Raw genomic sequence first — 19,195 nt, 5'->3', positions numbered from 1 at the left:
TCATCCCCTCACGCGCTCTTGCGGATCCACCGGCCGACCGCCCAGTTGAGCAGGCCGATCAGCACGAGAATGAGGAACATGGTCCAGGCGATCGCCGAGGCCCGCCCGAGGTGCTGGTTGAACCAGCCCTGCTCGTACAGATACAGACCGAGCGTCTGGAACTGGTGGTCCGAGCCACCCGTGGGGCTCGCCCCCTGACTGAAAAGGAGCGGCTCACCGAACAGCTGCGTCGCCCCGATCGTCGACACCACGCAGGTGAACAGGATCGTGGGCCGCAGCGACGGCACCGTCACGTGCAGGAACTGCTGCCAGCGGCTCGCCCCGTCGAGCGCCGCCGACTCGTACAGATCGTGCGGAATGGCCTGCATCGCGGCGAGGTAGATCAGCGCGTTGTAGCCGGTCCACCGCCAGATCACGATGGCGGACACCGCGAGCTGTGCCGTCCAGTCGCCGTTCTGCCAGTCCACGGCGTCGATCCCGACGAGCCCGAGCCCCCAGTTGATCAGCCCGTGGTCCGTCCTGCTGAACATGAGCACGAACACGAGCGTCGCCGCGGCCACGGACGTGGCGTAGGGAGTGAGGATCGCGACCCGGAAGAACATGGATCCGCGCAGCCGGTAGTTGAGGAGATGGGCGAGCCCGAGCGCCATCAGCAGCTGCGGCACGGTGGAGATCAGGCCGATGGTGAAGGTGTTGCGCAGCGCGTTCCAGAAGAAGTCGTCGTCGAGCAGCCGCGAGAAGTTGCGCAGGCCCACCCACTCCATGTCGGTGGGCGCGCCCAGCTCCACCCGGTGCAGCGAGGCCCACCCCGTATAGAGGAGCGGAAAGAGCCCGAAGGCGACGAAGAAGAGGAAGAACGGCGCGATGAGGGCGTAGGGGCTGAACCGCACGTCCCAGCGGTAGCGGCGGCTGCGCCGCGCCCGGCGGCGCTCGTCCCGGGCCGTGGCCACCGCCGGGGCGGGGGCCACGGCCGTCCGGGAGTCACTCGGAAGGTCCATCACCGCGTCACTGGTCCAGCGCGTTGTCGATGGTCTTCACGGCCCTGCCCCAGGCCTTGTCGGGCGAGGTGCCCTTCTGGTCGACGCCGAGCATCCCGGTGTCCGCCAGGTACTGGGAGATGATCCCGTCCTTGGGGCCGATGGGCTGGACGGGCACGCCCTCGGCGGCCCTGGAGAAGATCCGGCCCACGGGCGCGCCGCCGAAGTAGGGGTTCTTGGCGTCCTTCACCGCGGGCAGGTCGTAGGCCGCGCTGGCGCTCGGGAAGCTGGCCCGCTCGTCGAACAGCTTGGCCTGCTGCTTCGGCGCGGTCAGCCAGGCCGCGAGCTTCGCCGCCTCCTCCTTGTGCTCGCCCGCCTCGGGCACGGTGAGGAAGGAGCCGCCCCAGTTGCCGGGCTTCGGCGCGGCGGCGACGTCCCACTGGTCCTTCGCGTCGGCGCCCGCCTTGTCCTTGATGTAGCCGAGCATCCAGGGCGGACAGGTCACCGTGGCGAAGGAGCCGTTGGCGAAGGCCTGGTCCCAACTGGGCTGGAACTGCTGGAGCTTCGCGGTGAGCCCGGCCTCGGCGAACCGCGCCGCGAGGTCCCAGCCCTCCTTGACCGCCGGGCTGTCCTTGTAGACGAGCTTGCCGTCGGCGTCGTAGAACTTCTGCGTGCCGGAGGCGTGCACGGCGGCCATCACGCCCGTCGCGCCGTCCACGAAGGCGGTGCCCTCGGGCGCCTTCGCCTTGAAGCGCTCGCCCGCCCGGAGGTACTTGTCCCAGTCACCGGCCCACAGCCTGCCCACGGCCTCGCGGTCCGTGGGCAGGCCGGCCTTCTTAAACAGGTCCTTGCGGTAGCAGATGCCGGTGGGGCCGATGTCGGTGCCGAGCGCGATGGTCCTGCCGCCCTCGGCCGTGCCCTGCTTCCACTTCCAGCCGAGGTAGGCGCTCTTGTCGACGCCGGGGGTCTTGCCGAGGTCCACCAGCTTGTCCGCGTGGCCGCCGGTCAGCTCGGCGACGTTGCCGACCTCCACGGCCTGGATGTCGGACAGGCCGCTGCCGCTGCTCAGATGGGTGAGCAGCGCGGGCCAGTAGTTCTCGTTGCGCTGGACGGAGTTCTGCTTGATGTCGATGTCCGGGTGGAGCCGCTCGTACTCCGCGTACAGACCGGCCTCCTGGAGGCCGAAGGCGCCGAACACGCCGATGGTCAGGGTCGTCTTCCCCTTGCCGCCTCCGCCCCCGCCGCCGGAGGAGCCGCCGGTGCCCGGGTCGTCGGAGTCCTCCGCGCAGCCGGTGAGCGCTCCGCCGGCGAGCGCGGCGACGGCCGCGAGCACCACGGCCGTACGGGGCGTTCGAGTCCTGTAGCGAGTCCGGTCATGCGTCCTGCGGCTTCTGCTGTGGCGCATGGTGTCCTCCTAGTGCTCCGCCGCACCACCTGTCGGCCAACTGCCCTGGGGGAGTCCTGAGTTGGAGAGGGGCGGCTCGGCCGGAGCGTGCGGATCGTGAAAGAGCCGAGTAGGGTGGGAGCGCTCCCATATTTGATGCCTTGAAGGGTTACGGCTCGCTGCGGGGGTGTCAAGGCACCGGACGGCGGGAGTTGCGGGCCGTCGGCGCCGTCGCTGGTGGCCGGGGCCCGGCTGTTAGATTTCGCGTCGTGGGGAGGCACTGATGGGGAGTCGTCAGCCCAAGGGGCGCAGCGGGGGGCGGCCCACGCTGGAAGAGGTGGCCGCGCGGGCGGGTGTCGGCCGGGGGACGGTGTCCCGGGTGATCAACGGCTCGCCCCGGGTGAGCGCGCACACCCGCGCCGCCGTGGAGGAGGCCGTCGCCGAGCTGGGGTACGTGCCGAACACGGCGGCCCGGGCGCTCGCCGCGAACCGTACGGACTCGATCGCCGTGGTCGTCCCCGAGCCCGAGTCCCGGTTCTTCGCCGAGCCGTACTTCTCGGACATCATCCACGGCGTGGGGGCCGCGCTCGCGGACACCGATCTGCAGCTCCTGCTGACCTTCGCGGGTGGCGACCGGGAGCGCCGCCGCCTCGCGCAGTATCTGTCGGCGCACCGGGTGGACGGCGTGCTCCTGGTGTCGGTGCACGCGGACGATCCGCTGCCGGACCTGCTGCAGCAGCTGGGGATACCGGCGGTGATCAGCGGCCGCCGCCGCGCCGACGAGCCGCTGGCCTCGGTGGACTCCGACAATTTCGCGGGGGCCCGCGCCGCCGTCACCCATTTGGTGGCCCGGGGCCGCCGCCGGATAGCCACGATCACGGGCCGCCTCGATGTGTACGGGGCCCAGCGGCGTCTCGACGGCTACCGCGACGCCCTGGCGGAGGCCGGGCACGAGCCGGACGAGGCCCTGACGGCGCTCGCCGACTTCACCGAGGAGGGCGGCCGGCGGGCGATGGCGGACCTGCTGGCGCGCAGGCCGGACCTGGACGCGGTCTTCGCGGCGTCGGACGTGATGGCGGCGGGCGCGCGTCAGGTCCTGCGCCGGGCGGGCCGCCGCATACCGGACGACGTGGCTCTGGTCGGCTTCGACGACTCGGCGATCGCCCGCCACATGGATCCGCCGCTGACGAGTGTGCGCCAGCCCATCGTGGAGATGGGCCGCACGATGACGGACGTCCTGCTCACCGAGATCGCCGACCCCCGCCCCCCGGTGCCCCGCCGCCTCGCCCGCCCCCGGATCGTCCTGCCGACGGAGCTGATCCCCCGCGCGTCGTCCTGAGGCGGGGACCGGGGCAGTCGCGTGCGTGGAGGTAGCCGAACATGGGCCAGGGTTCTTCTCGCCAGTAGTGCGGGCGCAGGGGCCGGCCGGGGGTGATGGGGGCCTGGCAGGCGGCGCAGCGTATCGCCGGGTGGCCTGCCTGTTCCCGTACGGCCAGGTGGTCCATGCCGAGGGTCCGGCCTTCCACGCAGGGGCCGTAGGGGCATCGTGGGCAGGTGACGGTGTGGTCGTACCAGGCGAGGTAGGTCGTCAGGGAGTTCGTCCTGGCCTCGCAGCAGTCCAGGCAGCCGTGCGGCCGGAAGGGGCCGGGGCTGCCGAGGTCGATCCCCTCGCCGGGATGGAACGCGTACGCGCACCAGACGCAGGCGCTGCCGGACAGCTGCGCCGTGTCGAGTGTGTCGGGCCGGGGGAGGGCGGCGAGCAGTACCACCGGCTTGGGGTCAGGCATCCCGGCCTCCTGCGGCCGGGCCCGCGGGCGCGGTGGCCGCGCGGCCGCCTTCGATCCAGGCGGCGTGCAGACGTACGCCTTCGGAGCAGTCGGCGAGGATGCCGACGTGCCGACGGGGGCAGGTGTCCAGGTGCTCGCGGTAGGCCTCGTACGGGCCCCTCGGCTCTGGGCGGTCCTCGTGGTCGGTCATGGTCGGCCCACCGTCCGCAGCGGATCGGCGGTGGCGAGCAGCGTGCGCAGGACGGCGGTGTCGCACAGGTTGCCGGGGTGCTCCGGCGGCACGACCCAGGTCATGAGGTAGGCGATGTGCCCCACGCGCGGGACCCCGAGGAAGGTGCCCGTGCTCAGGCGTTCCTCCGGGCCGTCCCACTGCGCGCCTGGCGTCACCAGGAAGTAGTACGCGCCCGCAGGGCTGCGCAGGTCCCGGATCACCGGGCCGCCCAGCCAGTCCCGCAGGGCCGCGGCCACCGTGGCGGGCTCCTCACTGGCAACCGCGGTGTGCACTCGCCGAGCGGGTACGCGCACGGCATCGAAGCGCGGCCCGAGCGGGATCATCGCAACGTAGGCGTCCGACCACTCCCGCCGGGCCCGGCCTGGCAGGGGATGGGCTTGGGCCAGCCAGTCAGCGATCAACCGGTTCTCCGCCTGCGAGGGCACCTGTGCTCGGGCGCTGCTTCCCGGCGCTGGCACGGGGGCCGCACTCTCGCCCATCTCGACTCCTTGGTGGTCGGCCACGCCCCGGGGCCGGTCGCCGGGGTCCTCCGTCCATCGAAGTCCCTTCGCCGGTCCGGATGGAGGAGCCAACAAGGGGCCAGCCAGGGGCCTGTTGCGCGGGTAGCGTGATGGCGAGGAGGCCCCTGCATGGACGAGCAGATGGCAGCGCGACGTGCGTTCGGCGCGCACCTGGCCGCACTGCGCAAGCGGGCACGGTTGACGCAGCCCCAGCTCGCGGCGCGACTATGCGTGGTCAGCAGCACAACCACGGTGACCCGCAGCGATGTCTCCCGGTGGGAGCGGGGGAAGCGTGTGCCGGACGCCTGGCTGCCGTCGCTGGCCACCGCCCTCGCCGTGCCGCTGGAGGAGTTGGAGCGGGCTGCCGCGCAGGCTCGGGGTGAGGTGGCGGAACTGCCACAGGACGATCACCCGCACGCTGTTGTGCAGCAGCGGGCCGGGTGGCTGCTTGCTCACGACACCGCGCACGGTGGCGACCACGTGGCCGATGCAGCCGTACAGGTGTGGCGCGCCGAGCGCGCACAGATCATCGGAGGCGACAAGGCCCGCCTTGCCGTGGTTTCCGAGGTTGCCGAAATCGCCGGGTGGCTGCTGTTCGACGCGGCCCGGCCGGAGGAAGCACGCGCTGCCTGGCTGGAGTCTCTGCACCTCGCCCGCTCTGCCGGGGACCAGACCATGCAGTGGTTCGCGATGAGCTTGCTGGCCATGGAAGCAGCTCAGAGCGGGCGCGTTGGCGAGGCCTTGTCTCTCTGTGAGGAGATCACAGACCGGCCGGTGCCGCCGCGGGTAGCGCTCCTGGCTGAAGTGCGGCGGAGCCGGGCGCTCGCCGCCGCCGGTGACCGCCCTCGGGCCCTCCAGGCGATCGGGAGGGCTCGTAGCCGACTGGAAGACTCGCTCCACTCTCGGGATCCACACTGGTCGTGGTGGGTGGATGAGTTGGAAGTCACTGGGCACGATGGCGAGGTGGCGTTGCTGCTCGGAGAGCCCGCACGAGCGGTGTCGCGTTTCGAGCAGACCGTCGGGCTACAGAAATCGGTCAACCCGATGGGCCGGGGCGCTCTGTACTTCGCCGTCGCCGAGTTGGACGCGCTCGTGCGGCTCGGCGCGTGGAGGGAGGCCGAAGCGCCGTTGCTCCGCCTGAAACCGCTGTTGCGGACTGTGGCGTCATCCCGAATTCAAGGGCGCCTGCGATCCACGCTGCGTGCCATCGACAGGGACGGCCCGGCCTGGCTGGTGGACACGGCGCGTGAGGTTGCGGAGAGCTAGGCCGAGTCCGACGGTCGGCTCGCCCCGGCTGTGACCGGAACGAAGCGCCGGCGGCAGCGGACGGGCAGCCCCAGCCCGACTGGGCAGCATGGGTCGACCGCACCGAACTGGAGATCATGACCGGCCGCTGCTGGACGGAGCTGTGCCGCCCCCTGCGGGCCGTGCCCCTGCTTGAGGCCGAGCTGGCCCGGTACGAAGACAGCCAGGCCCCCGCCGTGGGGCGCCCTCGGGGAACGACAAGGGCCCGGCCTGCTTTCGCAGGTCGGGCCCTTGATCATCAGGGTGAGTGACGGGACTTGAACCCGCGGCCACCTGGACCACAACCAGGTGCTCTACCAACTGAGCTACACCCACCATGAGCCGGTCTTTTGTCTTTCTTCTGACCGGCCGAGAAAAAGTGTACAGGGTCCGAAGGGGTGCTCGCGCACCCCTTCTTCCGACCCCGTCCACCAGGCCCTTCCGGGCCGCCTAGCTCGCGGGCAGGACGTGCTTCGCCGCGATCGACTTCGCCGTGTCCGAGTCGGGGCCCGGCTGCGGGACGAAGATCGCCTCGCGGTAGTAGCGCAGCTCGGCGATGGATTCGCGGATGTCGGCGAGCGCCCGGTGGTTGCCGTTCTTGTCCGGGCTGTTGAAGTACGCCCGCGGGTACCAGCGCCGGGCGAGCTCCTTGACCGAGGAGACGTCGACGATCCGGTAGTGCAGGAAGTTCTCCAGGGTCGGCATGTCCCGCAGCAGGAAGCCGCGGTCGGTGCCGACCGAGTTGCCGCACAGCGGGGCCTTGCGGGGTTCCTTCACGTGCTCACGGATGTAGTCGAGGACCTGCTCCTCGGCGGCGGCCAGCGTGGTGCCGCCGGACAGCTCGTCGAGGAGTCCCGAGGTGGTGTGCATCTGCCGCACCACCTCGGGCATGGTCTCCAGGGCTCCGTCCGGCGGGCGGATCACGATGTCCACACCTTCGCCGAGCACGTTCAGTTCCGAGTCGGTGACCAGGGCGGCCACCTCGATAAGTGCGTCATCCGTCAGCGAGAGCCCGGTCATCTCGCAGTCGATCCACACCATGCGATCGTTCATGCGCCCAACCCTACGGCGCGCTCCTCTGGCCGGGGAGCGGCGTGCGTCCCTGTGCGTACGCATCGGCGGTCTGCTTGCCCGCGTCCATGGCCAGGGATGCCGAGGCCCCGAAGGCGCCCGCCGCCGCCGTACGCCGGGTCTGGGCCGGTACCGGACCCGGGGGCATGCCCGGATTCGGGCCCGGCACGGAGCTGTGCCCGCCCGGACCGCCGGGCCCGCCCGGACCACCCGGTCCGCCCATCCCGTCCGCCGCGGAGACCACGGTGGGCGCGCTGGGCATGGCCATCGGGCCGCCGGTCGCCCCGGCGGCACCGTCCAGACCGCGCTCGTTCTGCGGCCTGCGCGCCCGGTACGCGGCGCGGTAGGCGGCGGGCGAGGAGCCGAGCTGGCGCCGGAAGTGGCCGCGCAGCGCGACGGGCGAGCGGAAGCCGCAGCGCCCGGCGACCTCGTCCACGGAGTAGTCCGAGGTCTCCAGGAGCCGCTGTGCCTGGAGCACCCGCTGGGTGATCAGCCACTGCAGGGGAGCGCTTCCCGTCAGTGAGCGGAAGCGCCGGTCGAAGGTGCGGCGGCTCATATAGGCGCGGGCGGCGAGCGTCTCCACGTCGAACTGCTCGTGGAGGTGTTCGAGCGCCCAGGCGACGACCTCGGCCAGCGGGTCGGCGCCGATCTCCTCCGGGAGCGACCTGTCCAGGTAGCGCTCCTGGCCGCCCGCGCGGCGCGGCGGCACGACGAGCCTGCGGGCGAGCGCGCCCGCCGCTTCGTTGCCGTGATCCGTGCGCACGATGTGCAGACAGAGATCGATTCCGGCCGCGGTTCCGGCCGACGTCAGGACGTCCCCGTCGTCGACGAACAGCTCGCGCGGGTCGACGTGGACGGACGGATATCGTTTGGCGAGCGTCGGCGCGTACATCCAGTGCGTCGTCGCCGGGCGGCCGTCCAGTAAACCGGCCGCCGCGAGGACGAACGCGCCGGTGCACAGACCGACGATGCGGGCCCCTTCTTCGTGTGCCCGGCGCAGCGCGTCGAGTGCCTCCAGCGGTGGCGGCGACGTGATCGACCGCCAGGCCGGGACGACGACGGTGCCGGCGCGCGCGATGGCCTCCAGGCCATGCGGCGCGGTGAGTTCCAGCCCGCCGGTGGTGCGCAGCGGCCCCTCCTCACCGGCGCATACGAGCAGCCGGTACCGGGGCACTCCCGCGTCCTGCCGGTCAATGCCGAACACGGAGAGTGGTATGGAACTCTCGAAGATGGGACCACCGCTGAAGAGCAGCACCGCGACGATTTCCCGACGGCGCCGCCCGGAGAGTTTGCGCGCCGCAGCTTCCTGCACGGCAGTGGAGTCGTGGCTCATGGCGCTAAGCCCCCCTCGGTCGTCGCGGCTCCCTGTTCTTGACGTGCTTGCTGGACCTGTCGCTCCTGCACGTTTCCCCTCGGTCCTCCACCAGTCCCCCGCCGTACTACAGTCAAGATCGAATCTACTGCGTCGTGTGACGCTGCCGTGACCAGTTCAGCACTCGGCGCATTGTCGACATGGCAACTTGGCGTGAAGCATTCGATCACGAAGCGTCGCACTCACGGGCCGTGCAGGGAAGTGCGCCTCGTCTCAGTGGCCGGTCAACGTAGGGTGCGGATGCCTTCTACGCTCCTTTCACCCCTGGTGGGACGTGGGTTGACCCCCCGTTCGGCCAGGGAATGCGGACCAGCCGGAAGTTGGCTGAAAACGTATGGGGGAGTGCGCCGGAATCGGTCAGTCCACCGGCGCGTTCGGCCCCGCGTGCCGTCCGCCCCGGCGCGCCCCCGGAGCCGCTCCCGTCCGGCGCCCGGCGGTGGCGGGGCGCCGCGCGACGCGGGCCCGCTCGGCCCCCCGCTCGGACTGCCTCAGCAGCACCCGGCACACCCCGGTGACGGCCGCGAGTCCGAGGGCCGATCCGGCGGCCCCGGCCAGCGAGGTCCCGTACCCGACGAGCACGACCGGGACGAGGACACAGGAGAACGCGGCCCAGCGCACCACGTCGCTCGCCGACTCCTGCGGGACCGTCCCCGGGGCCTCGGCGCCCAGGGGTCCGGCGGCCCCGGGGCCCCGGCGCTCGTGCGCCCCCTCGGCGGCGCGGCGGCGGGTGGTCGGTGCGGCGACGGGGGCGGCGGTGATCGGTCCTGGCACGGCGTACTCCCTGCGGCGGTGGTTTCGCACGTGGTGTCTGTTCCTGGGGATGTCTCCGAAAGAGTGGTTTCACGGGTTCAACGCGTGGCCATGCGGCCGGTCACTGGCCGGAAGGGGCCAGTGCGCGCGAACCGGGCGCAAACCGCCTGTACGGGGCAGCTGCCATTGCCATCCGGGCCCCGCTCATGCATGCTCCGGTGAACGCCGCGAGGCCGTGCGGAGGCCGCACCGAGGCCCCGGGCGGGCGGCGTCAGCCGCCGTCGCGGCCCGGGAGACCCCCGGCCGGGACCTGGGCAGGAGAGGAGTGTCGCCGTACCCTTGGGGGTAAGGGGTTGGGAAGATGATTCCCGGACACGCGTCCGGTGACGGCCCGTGTCCGCCGAAGGCCGCAGGGCCCGACCCGCACCGATCCGCGCTCGACCCGCTCCCCGTACTCCACCCGGGAATCCGCGCACGACCCGATCCACGGCGCCGCACCACGGGCGCCGCAGCACCTGGACAGAGCCGACCCTCCCACAGAGGACTCCTTCGCCGAGACACCGATGGCCGGTCACGAATTCTCCGAACCCGCGGACCGCAAGCGGCAGGTCGCCGATCCGACGACGACCCCCCAAGCGGCGGAAGAACCACGTCACTCCTGCGATCCGGCCTTCCGGCACGGCGTCGTCGTCGGCTTCGACGGCTCGACGTCCAGCGAGCGGGCCCTCGCCTACGCGATCGGCATGGCGCACCGCTCCGGCTCCGGCCTGATCATCGTCCACGTCGCGAACCGACTGCCCACCACCGTCTGGGCGGGCTGTGAGCCACCGGTCTTCGTCGACGTCCCCGACCACCGCACCGAGGTCCTCGGTCTGGAACTGGCCTGCGCGGACTATCTGTCGGAAGTGCCCTGGATCCTCGTCGAGCGCGGTGGCGACATCTGCCACGAGCTCGAAGAGGTCGGCCGGGAGTACTCCGCGGACGCCATCGTCGTCGGCTCGACGCACGGCATCGTGGGGCGCATCTTCGGCTCCGTCGCGGGCCGTCTCGCGCGCCGTGCGCAACGGCCCGTCGTCGTCATTCCGTAACGTCCCTCCGTCCCAGGTGGGACGAGGGTGTCGCGGCGTCAACTCCCGTACCGCGGCGCATAAATCTACTCGCGCGTAGAGGTGGTTCGTGCCCTTGTGAAGGGTACATACCGGTCGCCGGGGCGCCGCAGCACAGCGACTTCCCACCGCGGCCTCCCGCGGACCCCCGGCGCCCTGCCGGCCGGGGGGTGACGGCCACCGGCTGAGGCAGGCACGGGCCGGGGTAATGGGCGACCCCGGTTCCTGAAGGAGTGGCCCCCCGTGTGCTTGGTGGCACGCGCGGGGGGCCACTCACTCGTGCGGCGCCTACTCGACGGTGACGGACTTCGCCAGGTTGCGCGGCTTGTCGATGTCCCGGCCGAGCGCCAGGGCCGTGTGGTAGGCGAGGAGCTGGAGCGGGATGCCCATGAGGATCGGGTCCAGCTCGTCCTCGTTCTTCGGGACGACGATGGTGTGGTCGGCCTTCTCCTGCTCCTGGTGGGCGACCGCGAGGATCCTGCCGCTGCGGGCCTTGATCTCCTCCAGGGCCGCCCGGTTCTTCTCCAGGAGGTCGTCGTCGGGCACGATCGCGACCGTCGGCAGGGCGGGCTCGATCAGGGCGAGCGGGCCGTGCTTCAGCTCGGACGCGGGGTAGGCCTCGGCGTGGATGTAGGAGACCTCCTTGAGCTTGAGGGAGGCCTCGCGGGCCACCGGGTAGCCGCGCACCCGGCCGATGAACAGCATCGACTTGGCCTCGGCGAACTCCTGCGCAAGCTTCTGGATCTCGTCCTCGCGCGCCAGCATCTGCTCGATCTGCGCGGGCAGCTGCCGCAGGCCCGCGATGATCCGCTTGCCGTCGGCGACCGACAGGTCCCGGATGCGGCCCAGGTGCAGGGCGAGCAGCGCGAAGGCGACGGTGGTGTTGGTGAAGCACTTGGTGGAGACGACGCAGACCTCGGGGCCCGCGTGCACGTACACGCCCGCGTCCGCCTCGCGGGCGATCGCGGAGCCGACCACGTTGACGATGCCGAAGACGCGGGCGCCCTTGCGCTTGAGCTCCTGCACGGCCGCCAGCACGTCGTACGTCTCACCGGACTGGGAGACGGCCACGTACAGGGTGTCGGGGTCGACGACCGCGTTGCGGTAGCGGAACTCGGAGGCGGGCTCGGCGTCGGCGGGGATGCGGGCCAGCTCCTCGATCATCTGGGCGCCGATCATGCCCGCGTGGTACGAGGTGCCGCAGCCGAGGATCTTCACGCGCCGGACCTTGCGGGCGTCGTGGGCGTCCAGGTTCAGGCCGCCGAGGTGCACGGTGGAGAAGCGGTCGTCGATGCGGCCGCGCAGGACGCGGTCCACGGCGTCGGCCTGCTCGAAGATCTCCTTGTGCATGTACGTGTCGTGGCCGCCCATGTCGTACGACTCGGCCTCCCACTCCACGGTGGTCGGCGAGGCCTGGGTGCTGGAGCCCTCGGTGGTGTACGTGCGGTAGTCGTCGGCCTTGAGGGTGGCCATCTCGCCGTCGTCGAGGGTGACGACCTGGCGGGTGTGGGAGACGAGCGCGGCGACGTCCGAGGCGACGAACATCTCCTTCTCGCCGATGCCGAGGACGACGGGCGAGCCGTTGCGGGCGACGACGATGCGGTCGTTGAAGTCGGCGTGCAGGACGGCGATGCCGTAGGTGCCCTCGATGTGGCGCAGGGCCTCGCGGACCCGCTCCTCCAGGGTCTCGGCCTGCGAGCGCGCGATGAGGTGGGTGATCACCTCGGTGTCGGTCTCGGAGCGGAACTCCACGCCGTCGGCGAGCAGCTTGGCGCGCAGCTCGGTGGCGTTGTCGATGATGCCGTTGTGGACGACGGCGACCTTGTTCGCGCCGTCGAGGTGGGGGTGGGCGTTCTCGTCGGAGGGGGCGCCGTGCGTGGCCCAGCGGGTGTGGGCGATGCCGGTGGTGCCGGTGAAGCGCTTGGGGACACGGGCCTCCAGGTCGCGCACGCGGCCCTTGGCCTTGACCATCTTCAGGCCGGTGGCCTTGGGGCCGGTGATGACGACGCCCGCGGAGTCGTAACCGCGGTACTCCAGGCGCTGGAGTCCCTCCAGGAGGAGCGGGGCGACGTCACGCTTGCCGATGTATCCGACGATTCCGCACATAAGGGTCCCTTGGGTGTGGTGGGGATGGTCTAGCCGTAGACGATGCGGCGCAGCTGCCTGAGCGAGAGCTCGGGCGGGGCCACGGCGCGGTAGCGCAGGTCCGCCGCGATCCGCTCGAAGATCTCCGCGTTCACCAGGCCCTGACCCTGGAGTTCGCGGTGGCGGCGGCGGACGTACGCCTCGGTCGTCTCGTCGAAGTACGCGAGCACGTCCTGGACCACCCGGAGCGCTTCGCCGCGCTGGAGCTGGGTGGAGCGCGTCAGGTGATCGACAAGGTCTTCGTGCACCCGTCGATCCTGGATTACGCAGGGTCCTTGCGCAAGAATCCTGCCCGGAATCGGGCAGGATTCGCTCGATTGCTGGCGGAAGACGGGGTGCGCCGCTGCTTCGCCGGGGCGCCCCCCCGCGTCACATCCGCTTCAGGACCGCCTGCTTGGCCGCCGTGAACTCCTCGTCCGTGAGGATGCCGCTCCGGTGCAGCTCGCCCAGCTCGCGCAGCCGCCGCAGCAGCGCGTCGTGGTCGTCCTCGGCCGGGGGCGCGGGCGTGGGCGCGAGGGCGGGCGCGGTGGCCGGCGCGAGCTGCTCCGGGGCCGGAGCGGGGGCCGGGGCCGCGGGACGTGCCGGGTGCGGGAGCCGGGCCTGCACGGCCGCCGCGACGAGCGCCATCAGCGGGTCCTTCTTGAAGCCCCACAGCTCCACCGAGTTCGGGTCGTACTTCGGCGGGGCCTTCGTGGGCGCGTTCCGCACGGTGAAGCGGAGGTAGCCGTTCTCCAGGCCTATCGCGGGCTGCCACTCCACGGCGGCGACATCGGCGAGCGCGATCGTACGGGTGCCCGCGGCGGCCTTGGCCTCCTCCGTCTTCCAGTTCCACTCGAGCCGGACCTGCTCCCCGTCGAAGCCCACGGTGGCGTCGCCCGCGGAGACCTGGAGCGGCACGGACGGCCCCGACAGCAGATAGGCGTCACAGCCCGCGGCCGGGACCTGTTCAAGCAGCAGGGCGTTGCGCAGCTCGTCGACCACGTACTCGGCGACGCCGTACCGGTCGGGCTCCACCGCGAGCTGGTACGGGTCGGAGGCGTCGGCGAGCTTGCCCGCGGTCGCCTGGAGCAGCGGGTCCGCGCCGTCGCGCAGGCGCAGCCGGAGCCGCCCGCTCTTCTTGCCCTGTTCGAAGGCGACGCCCGCCAAGGCCTGGAGGGGCAGCGTGAGTTCGCCCAGGGTCTTGCGCAGCAGCGAGACGCCCTTGTCGCGCCCCGGCACGAGCCGCAGCGTCACTCCGTCGAAGGTCCAGGTCCCGTCCCGCTGGATGATTTCCGCCATGGAGGGATTCTCGCACCGCGACCCTGGTCAGGTGGTCTACACCTTGACCCGATCTGGGGTGCGCGGTACGGATGGTGACGGTTCGACCGCATCACATCCGCGTTGCCTGTCGAAGGGACCCGCTGGTGAGAAAGGACCACCGACCGACACGTGTCATCGGCTCTCTGCTCCTCATCGCCGCCGCCGGCCTGTCGACCGCGGCGGTCGCGCCGGACGGCGAACGCCGTCCGGCTCCCGCGCCCACTCCGCTCGGCCGGATCATCCCCGCGCCCCTGAAGGCCGAGGCGTACGGGCCCGGTTACGAGATCACCGCCGAGACCCGGATCCGGGTCGGCGACCACCCCGAGGAGCGCCGCGTCGGCGAGTACCTCGCCCGGCTGCTCCGCCCCGCCACCGGCTTCCGCCTGCCCGTCACCGACCGCCCGGGGCGCGACGGCATCCGGCTGAGCGTCGGCGCCGGGCACGCGGACCTCGGCAACTCCGACAACAAGGCCCTCGGCCGCGAGGGCTACCGGCTGATCTCCGAGCGCCGCTCCCTCACCCTCACCTCCTGGTCCGGCGCGGGCCTCTTCCACGGCGTCCAGACGCTGCGCCAGCAGCTGCCCGCCGCCGTCGAGAGGACCTCCCCGCAGCGCGGCCCCTGGCGGATCGCGGGCGGCACCATCGAGGACGCCCCGCGCTACGCCTACCGCGGGGCCATGCTCGACGTGTCCCGCCACTTCTTCCCCGTCGGCCAAGTCAAGCGGTTCGTCGACCAGTTGGCCCTCTACAAGATGAACACGCTGCACCTGCACCTGAGTGACGACCAGGGCTGGCGCATCGCCGTCGACTCCTGGCCGCGCCTGGCGGAGTACGGCGGCTCCACCCAGGTCGGCGGCGGCCCCGGCGGCCACTACACCAAGGAGCAGTACCGGGAGATCGTCTCCTACGCGGCCTCGCGGGGCCTCGAAGTGACCCCCGAGATCGACATGCCGAGCCACACCAACGCGGCGCTCGCCTCCTACGCGGAGCTGAACTGCGACGGCGTGGCCCCGCCCCTGTACACGGGCACGGAGGTCGGCTTCAGCTCGCTGTGCGTGCACAAGGACCTCACGTACGACTTCGTGGACGACGTGCTCCGCGAGCTCGCCGCGCTCACCCCGGGCCGCTACCTCCACATCGGGGGCGACGAGGCGCACTCCACCAGCCACGAGGACTTCGTGACGTTCATGAACCGGGTGCAGCCGATCGTCGCCAAGTACGGCAAGACCGTGCTCGCCTGGCACCAGCTCACCGAGGCGACGCCCGCGCCGGGCGCCGTCGCGCAGTACTGGGGCTACGACCGCACCGGCCAGGCCGAGCGCGACCGGGTCGTGAACGCGGCGCGCAACGGCACCGGCCTGGTGCTCTCGCCCGCCGACCGCTCCTACCTCGACCACAAGTACGACAAGGACACCCCGCTCGGCCTGAAGTGGGCCGGATACGTGGACGTGCGGCGGGCCTACGACTGGGATCCGGGCAGTTATCTGCCGGGCGCTCCGGCCGACGCGATCCTCGGCGTCGAGGCGCCGCTGTGGACGGAGACCCTGTCGACGACCGCGCACCTCGACCACATGGCGTTCCCGCGCCTGCCCGGCATCGCCGAGCTCGGCTGGTCGCCCGCCGCGCGGCACGGCTGGGAGCCGTACCGGGCGCGGCTCGCGGAGCAGGCGCCGCGCTGGGACGCCCTGGGCATCGGCTACTTCCGGTCGCCGCAGGTGCCCTGGCCCGGGCGCTGACCGGCCGCGTACGACGGAGTGCGACCGGAGGCGCCGCGTATGCCGGAGGCGCCGCGTACGGGGACGGGGTTGCGGAGGACCGTACTCCGCAACCCCGTCCGGTCTCAGGGGCGCGCCGCCGTCAGGGCGGGGCGGGCGGCCACGGCCCGGCGGACGGCGGCCGCCTCGAACCGCTCGCGGGTGCAGAGGCTGAGCACGCTGTGCTGCTCCGGCCGCTGCACCTCGTACGCCGCGACGAAGCCCGCGACCTCGTGGAGCTCCCGCGCGCGGTGGTCGGCGGCGTCGGCCTCGACGACGACCCGTACCGTCCGGGGGTCGGCGAAGAGGTGCTCCAGGACGGTGGTGAGCGCCGCCTGGCCGAAGCCGGGGTCGCGGTCCGCGTCCGGGGCGACCAGGAAGTGCAGGCCGACGTCGCCGGGTTCGGGCTCGTAGAGGCCGACGGGTTCGGCGGGTCCGGCGGGTCCGGCGTGGCGCGGGTCGTGGCGCTCCACCAGGAACGCGGGCTCGCCGTCGCGCAGACCGAGGAACGCGTCGTGGTGCTCCTCGGCCGCGACGTGCATGTACGCGCGCTCCACCTCGTGGAGGCGCGCGCCCCACATCGGCCAGAAGACGGACCGGGGGTGCGTCACCCAGGGGTGGATGACCTGGGCGTCCGTGAAGGGGTCGAGCGGACGCAGGGTGAGGGTTCCGAAGGGGCTCATACGGCGGACTCCTGGCGCGGCTCGCGGGGGTCAGCTGGCGCGGTCAAGGCTCTCTCCCAGGTACTGCTCGGCGTGGCCCGCGATCAGGTCGAGCACGGCGGTCAGGTCGGCGGCCGTGGTCCCGGGGTCGCGCAGGACGAGCTTCAGGTACTGGCGCTCGCCCGCCCTGGTGCCCGCGACCACGGCCGCGCCGGAGGCGAAGAGGGCCTTGCGGGCGTACAGGTTGGCGCGGTCGATGTCGGCGGGGGAGCAGATCGCGGCCGGGATGTAGCGGAAGACGAGGGTGGCGAGATCGGGCTCGGCCACGACGTCGAAGCGCGGGTCTGCGGCGATGAGGTCGAAGCCGCGGGCGGCGGTCGCGCAGACCTCGTCGAAGAGGTCGCCGACGGCGTCCGCGCCCATGACGCGCAGCGTCAGCCAGAGTTTGAGGGCGTCGAAGCGGCGGGTGCCGCGCGGGGGCGTCCCGGCCCGGCCGGGGGCGCGTTCCCAGGCGGCGCGGCGCGGGTCGAGGCGGTCCGCGGGGTCCGCCGCGTGCCGCAGGGCCGCCGCGTCGCGGACGAGGAGCGCGGCGCAGTCGGCGGGCTGGAAGAAGGACGCGTGGAAGTCGACCGCCACGGAGTCGGCGCGCTCGATGCCGTCGAGGAGGTGGCGCCGGGTGCGCGAGAGGAGCGCCCCGCCGCCGTGCGCGACGTCCACGTGCAGCCAGGCGCCGTGCCGCGCGCACACCTCGGCGAGCTGCGGCAGCGGGTCGACGGAGCCGAAGTCCGCGGTGCCCGCCGTCGCGACGACGGCCATCGGGACCAGGCCCTCGCGGGCGCAGCGCTCCAGCTCGCGGACCAGCGCCACGGCCTGTAGGCGCCCGGCCCGGTCGGCGGGGACGGCGACGACGGCGTCGGGGCCGAGGCCGAGGAGGTGCGCCGCCCTGCGGACGCCGGGGCGGGCCGCCGCGGAGGTGAACACGCGCAGGGCGCGCGGGTCGTCCGCCCCGGCCTCCTCGCGGGCGAGCAGCAGCGCCTGGAGGCCGGCCTGCTCGCTGTCGGAGGCGAACACGCCGTCGGCGGCGGGGCCGAGCCCGACGCGCTCGGCCGTCCAGTCGACGAGGCGCCGCTCGATGAGGGCGGCGCCCGCGAACCGGTCCCGGCTGTCGGGCGAGGCGTTCACGGCGGACAGCACGGCCTCGCCGAGGACGGCCGGGATGACGACCGGCCCTTCGTGGCCCGCGAGGTGGTGGGGGTGGTGGAAGGAGACCGCGTCGCGCAGATACAGCGCGTCGAGTTCGTCGAGGGCGGCCACGGTGTCGTGCAGCGGGGCGTCGAGGTCGACGGCGGCGACGCGGGGGGACGGGTCGTCGGCCTGGGTGCCGGTGAACGGCCGGGGGGCGGCGGCGACTTCGGCGGCCACGCGCTCGACTCCCTCGGTCAGGCAGGCGCGGTACCGCTCGGTGGTCGTGGCGTTGAGCAGGTGCGAGCGCATGAACGGTCCTCCAGGTGAGGGGACTGGGGTCGCGCCCCGGGGCAGGGCACAGCGGGGAGGAATCCGGGGCGCGACGTTGAACTAAGGTTAGCCTAACCTAAGTTCAAATCAAGGGGGCGGGAGGGGTCCGCGAGGCGGCGGGTACGCAGGAGCCGCCCTCTCCGCGGCGGCGGAGGGGCGGCTCTGGGTGGGCGGCGCCCGGCCTGGGGCCGGGTCCGGGGGTGGGCCCGGTGCGGGTCCGGGTCCGGTGCGGGTCCGGACCGGGTGCGGGCCCGGCGCGGGCGTCGGGTCAGGAGACCTTCTTGGCCTTCTCGATCGCCTCGGCGAGGTCCTCCAGGATCGGCGCGCACTTGGCGTAGGAGAAGATCGGCTCGGTCACGCGCGGGATGACCTGCCCGGCCTTCACCGCGGGCAGCTTGCCCCAGGTGGGCTTCTGGTCCGCCAGGCCGTCCGGCTGGAGGGCGGAGGTGCGGTTGTCCATCATGATGACGTCGGCCTTGTACGTGTCGACGTTCTCCCAGGACAGGTTCTCGAACCAGCCGCCGCTCGCCTTCAGGGCCTGCGCCGGCGGCTCGACGATGTTCACGCCGAGGGCCTTGAAGTACTCCAGGTCGGCGGAGAGGTTCGCGCCGGAGACGTAGAAGACGTCCGCGCTCGCGGAGCCCACCAGGACCTTGATCTCGGGGCGGGACTTCGCGGCCTTGCGCAGCCGCTCCGCCGCCGCCTCGAACCGCTTCTTCGCCTTGACGACCTTGTCGGCCTTCACGTCCGCGCCGAGCGACTCGGCGAGGGCGAGCAGCCGCTCCAGGGGCTTGGTCATCTGGCGGTCGTACACCGAGACGCCGACGCTCGGGGCGAGCTTGAGGATCTTGTCCTTGGACGCCTCGGGGACGTACCAGAGCGTTCCCTTGTCGTCGAACATGGTCGAGATCAGGACATCCGGCTGGAGTCCCACGTACTTCTCGATGTTGAACTGGTCCCACGCGTTGCCGAGGATCGTCAGCTTGCTGATGTCCATGTCGCCGGCCTGGACGTCCGCCTTGCCGTCCTTGGTCCTGGTGGGGCCGAAGACGCCCTTCACCTCGATGCCGTAGTCGAACAGCGCGGCGGCGACACCGGTGAACGCGACGATGTTCTTCGGCGTGGAGTCCTTCTTGGCCGTCTCGCCGCGGTCGTCCTTGAACGACCAGGGCCCGCCGTCCTTGCCGGCGCCGCCGCCCTTGCTCTTGCCGCCCTTCTCGTCGCCGCACGCGGCGAGGGCGGCGGTGAGGCCGAGGGCACCGCCCGCGGCGAGGACGCCGCGGCGGCTGAGGTGGGGGAGACGGGACATGGGGGTCTCTGCTTTCGTAGGGAACCCCCTGACGGGGTCCTGGCCGGA

General features: G+C 72.2%; 17 protein-coding genes and 1 tRNA gene. 4 read left to right on the top strand and 14 right to left on the bottom strand.

All coding sequences use genetic code 11. From position 1 onward, the window contains the following. Window positions 1–8 precede the first annotated feature (8 nt). Together C9F11_RS15570 and C9F11_RS15565 are read right to left on the bottom strand one after the other, a co-directional pair. Complete coding sequence (locus tag C9F11_RS15570; protein ID WP_249401751.1) at window positions 9–998, bottom strand: sugar ABC transporter permease; 990 nt, start codon at window positions 996–998, stop codon at window positions 9–11. A 7-nt stretch (window positions 999–1,005) separates the two neighbouring features. Beyond that, on the bottom strand, window positions 1,006–2,382 hold the full coding sequence (locus tag C9F11_RS15565; protein ID WP_138959865.1) for an extracellular solute-binding protein: 1,377 nt from the start codon (window positions 2,380–2,382) through the stop codon (window positions 1,006–1,008). 262 nt (window positions 2,383–2,644) lie between these two features. On the opposite strand from C9F11_RS15565, the gene C9F11_RS15560 reads away from it, so the two are divergent. Continuing rightward, a complete protein-coding gene (locus tag C9F11_RS15560) occupies window positions 2,645–3,700 on the top strand; it encodes a LacI family DNA-binding transcriptional regulator (protein ID WP_138959864.1) in 1,056 nt (351 codons plus the stop codon). Between the two features lie 440 nt (window positions 3,701–4,140). Here the strand turns inward: C9F11_RS15560 and C9F11_RS15555 are convergent, their stop codons facing one another. Both C9F11_RS15555 and C9F11_RS15550 read right to left on the bottom strand, forming a co-directional pair. Further along, window positions 4,141–4,338, bottom strand: coding sequence for a hypothetical protein (locus C9F11_RS15555; protein ID WP_138959863.1), 198 nt, complete (start codon window positions 4,336–4,338; stop codon window positions 4,141–4,143). Next, window positions 4,335–4,652 carry a hypothetical protein gene (locus C9F11_RS15550; protein ID WP_249401750.1) on the bottom strand — a complete coding sequence of 106 codons (318 nt, stop codon included), beginning with the start codon at window positions 4,650–4,652 and terminating at the stop codon, window positions 4,335–4,337. Before C9F11_RS15550 ends, C9F11_RS15555 begins: the two co-directional genes overlap by 4 nt. A 357-nt stretch (window positions 4,653–5,009) precedes the next feature. Here C9F11_RS15550 and C9F11_RS15545 point away from each other — a divergent pair, with 357 nt between their 5' ends. Next, entirely contained in the window at window positions 5,010–6,146 is a 1,137-nt protein-coding gene (locus C9F11_RS15545; RefSeq protein WP_138959862.1) for a helix-turn-helix transcriptional regulator, read from the top strand. 281 nt (window positions 6,147–6,427) lie between these two features. Here C9F11_RS15545 and C9F11_RS15535 read toward each other — a convergent pair. From C9F11_RS15535 to C9F11_RS15520, 4 genes are all read right to left on the bottom strand, one after another. Then, a tRNA-His gene (locus tag C9F11_RS15535) sits at window positions 6,428–6,500 on the bottom strand. Window positions 6,501–6,614: 114 nt separating this feature from the next. After that, window positions 6,615–7,217 (bottom strand): oligoribonuclease, encoded by a 603-nt coding sequence (gene orn, locus C9F11_RS15530; RefSeq protein ID WP_138959861.1) that lies wholly within the window; start codon window positions 7,215–7,217, stop codon window positions 6,615–6,617. 10 nt (window positions 7,218–7,227) lie between these two features. Then, window positions 7,228–8,568 carry a helix-turn-helix domain-containing protein gene (locus tag C9F11_RS15525; RefSeq protein ID WP_138959860.1) on the bottom strand — a complete coding sequence of 447 codons (1,341 nt, stop codon included), beginning with the start codon at window positions 8,566–8,568 and terminating at the stop codon, window positions 7,228–7,230. Window positions 8,569–8,964: 396 nt separating this feature from the next. Then, window positions 8,965–9,276, bottom strand: a complete 312-nt coding sequence (locus tag C9F11_RS15520) for a hypothetical protein (RefSeq protein WP_138966529.1) — start codon at window positions 9,274–9,276, stop codon at window positions 8,965–8,967. Window positions 9,277–9,920: 644 nt separating this feature from the next. Between C9F11_RS15520 and C9F11_RS15515 the strand changes: the two genes are divergently transcribed. Further along, window positions 9,921–10,445, top strand: coding sequence for a universal stress protein (locus C9F11_RS15515; protein WP_030681921.1), 525 nt, complete (start codon window positions 9,921–9,923; stop codon window positions 10,443–10,445). Window positions 10,446–10,751: 306 nt separating this feature from the next. Here C9F11_RS15515 and glmS read toward each other — a convergent pair whose 3' ends face one another. From glmS to C9F11_RS15500, 3 genes are all read right to left on the bottom strand, one after another. Next, window positions 10,752–12,569, bottom strand: a complete 1,818-nt coding sequence (gene glmS, locus C9F11_RS15510; RefSeq protein ID WP_138959859.1) for a glutamine--fructose-6-phosphate transaminase (isomerizing) — start codon at window positions 12,567–12,569, stop codon at window positions 10,752–10,754. Window positions 12,570–12,598: 29 nt separating this feature from the next. Continuing rightward, a complete protein-coding gene (locus tag C9F11_RS15505) occupies window positions 12,599–12,856 on the bottom strand; it encodes a hypothetical protein (protein ID WP_138959858.1) in 258 nt (85 codons plus the stop codon). A 121-nt stretch (window positions 12,857–12,977) separates the two neighbouring features. Beyond that, on the bottom strand, window positions 12,978–13,886 hold the full coding sequence (locus tag C9F11_RS15500) for a DUF4429 domain-containing protein (RefSeq protein ID WP_138959857.1): 909 nt from the start codon (window positions 13,884–13,886) through the stop codon (window positions 12,978–12,980). Between the two features lie 125 nt (window positions 13,887–14,011). Between C9F11_RS15500 and C9F11_RS15495 the strand changes: the two genes are divergently transcribed. Continuing rightward, entirely contained in the window at window positions 14,012–15,643 is a 1,632-nt protein-coding gene (locus C9F11_RS15495) for a beta-N-acetylhexosaminidase (protein ID WP_249401749.1), read from the top strand. Between the two features lie 104 nt (window positions 15,644–15,747). Here the strand turns inward: C9F11_RS15495 and C9F11_RS15490 are convergent, their stop codons facing one another. The 3 genes from C9F11_RS15490 to C9F11_RS15475 all read right to left on the bottom strand — a co-directional run bounded on the left by C9F11_RS15490 (window position 15,748) and on the right by C9F11_RS15475 (window position 19,147). Next, on the bottom strand, window positions 15,748–16,344 hold the full coding sequence (locus tag C9F11_RS15490; protein WP_138959855.1) for a GNAT family N-acetyltransferase: 597 nt from the start codon (window positions 16,342–16,344) through the stop codon (window positions 15,748–15,750). A 30-nt stretch (window positions 16,345–16,374) separates the two neighbouring features. Then, window positions 16,375–17,817 (bottom strand): pyridoxal-dependent decarboxylase, encoded by a 1,443-nt coding sequence (locus tag C9F11_RS15485; protein WP_138959854.1) that lies wholly within the window; start codon window positions 17,815–17,817, stop codon window positions 16,375–16,377. Between the two features lie 289 nt (window positions 17,818–18,106). Beyond that, the gene (locus C9F11_RS15475; protein WP_138959853.1) at window positions 18,107–19,147 is read right to left on the bottom strand and encodes an ABC transporter substrate-binding protein; all 1,041 of its coding nucleotides are present in this window, start codon (window positions 19,145–19,147) and stop codon (window positions 18,107–18,109) included. Between the last annotated feature and the right edge of the window lie 48 nt (window positions 19,148–19,195).

The sequence above is a fragment of the Streptomyces sp. YIM 121038 genome (genome assembly GCF_006088715.1).
Classification (GTDB): Bacteria; Actinomycetota; Actinomycetes; order Streptomycetales; family Streptomycetaceae; genus Streptomyces.
Note: the sequence above shows the minus strand (reverse complement) of the source record. Positions and strands in the feature narration are given on the sequence as shown.

What these genes read in the sequence shown, in the direction of transcription:
- C9F11_RS15570 (WP_249401751.1), bottom strand. Translation starts at nt 998, where the DNA reads ATGGACCTTCCGAGTGACTCCCGGACGGCCGTGGCCCCCGCCCCGGCG.
- C9F11_RS15565 (WP_138959865.1), bottom strand. Translation starts at nt 2,382, where the DNA reads ATGCGCCACAGCAGAAGCCGCAGGACGCATGACCGGACTCGCTACAGG.
- C9F11_RS15475 (WP_138959853.1), bottom strand. Translation starts at nt 19,147, where the DNA reads ATGTCCCGTCTCCCCCACCTCAGCCGCCGCGGCGTCCTCGCCGCGGGC.
- C9F11_RS15515 (WP_030681921.1), top strand. Translation starts at nt 9,921, where the DNA reads ATGGCCGGTCACGAATTCTCCGAACCCGCGGACCGCAAGCGGCAGGTC.
- C9F11_RS15545 (WP_138959862.1), top strand. Translation starts at nt 5,010, where the DNA reads ATGGACGAGCAGATGGCAGCGCGACGTGCGTTCGGCGCGCACCTGGCC.
- C9F11_RS15525 (WP_138959860.1), bottom strand. Translation starts at nt 8,568, where the DNA reads ATGAGCCACGACTCCACTGCCGTGCAGGAAGCTGCGGCGCGCAAACTC.
- glmS (WP_138959859.1), bottom strand. Translation starts at nt 12,569, where the DNA reads ATGTGCGGAATCGTCGGATACATCGGCAAGCGTGACGTCGCCCCGCTC.
- C9F11_RS15500 (WP_138959857.1), bottom strand. Translation starts at nt 13,886, where the DNA reads ATGGCGGAAATCATCCAGCGGGACGGGACCTGGACCTTCGACGGAGTG.
- C9F11_RS15555 (WP_138959863.1), bottom strand. Translation starts at nt 4,338, where the DNA reads ATGACCGACCACGAGGACCGCCCAGAGCCGAGGGGCCCGTACGAGGCC.
- C9F11_RS15560 (WP_138959864.1), top strand. Translation starts at nt 2,645, where the DNA reads ATGGGGAGTCGTCAGCCCAAGGGGCGCAGCGGGGGGCGGCCCACGCTG.
- C9F11_RS15485 (WP_138959854.1), bottom strand. Translation starts at nt 17,817, where the DNA reads ATGCGCTCGCACCTGCTCAACGCCACGACCACCGAGCGGTACCGCGCC.
- C9F11_RS15490 (WP_138959855.1), bottom strand. Translation starts at nt 16,344, where the DNA reads ATGAGCCCCTTCGGAACCCTCACCCTGCGTCCGCTCGACCCCTTCACG.
- orn (WP_138959861.1), bottom strand. Translation starts at nt 7,217, where the DNA reads ATGAACGATCGCATGGTGTGGATCGACTGCGAGATGACCGGGCTCTCG.